The following is a 276-nucleotide window of genomic DNA, read 5'->3' as shown; positions in this document are numbered from 1 at the left end:
TGATATCGAGGTGCAGATCGTCGACGGCTTTGCCGACCACCATTCTCGACTGGATGATTTCCATCTCGGCCGTCGCCTCCGTCTTGACGTCGAACATGCTCGAGACGTCGCCCAGAGGACTCTTTGAATTGTTGGTCGGGATGCTGTCTTCCACCTGCACGAGAATATCGGCCTGGTACACCGATGGCGCGATAAACGCGTACGCCACGCCCAGGGCGAGCACGCTGCCGGCGATTCCACCGACCAGCCAGCGGTTGGCCATCAGTACGTCGAAAT

At 59.1% G+C, this 276-nt stretch carries 1 protein-coding gene; it reads right to left on the bottom strand.

Translation table 11 applies throughout. The annotated features are described in order from the left end of the window. Nucleotides 1-276: Wzz/FepE/Etk N-terminal domain-containing protein (locus AB3X89_RS40515; protein ID WP_368588096.1), on the bottom strand; the 276-nt coding region annotated here is incomplete at both ends.

This window comes from Paraburkholderia sp. BR14320, assembly GCF_040948665.1.
GTDB classification, from domain to species: domain Bacteria; phylum Pseudomonadota; class Gammaproteobacteria; order Burkholderiales; family Burkholderiaceae; genus Paraburkholderia; species Paraburkholderia youngii.
The sequence above is the reverse complement of the archived record's forward strand: the minus strand, read 5'-3'. Positions and strand labels throughout refer to the sequence as shown.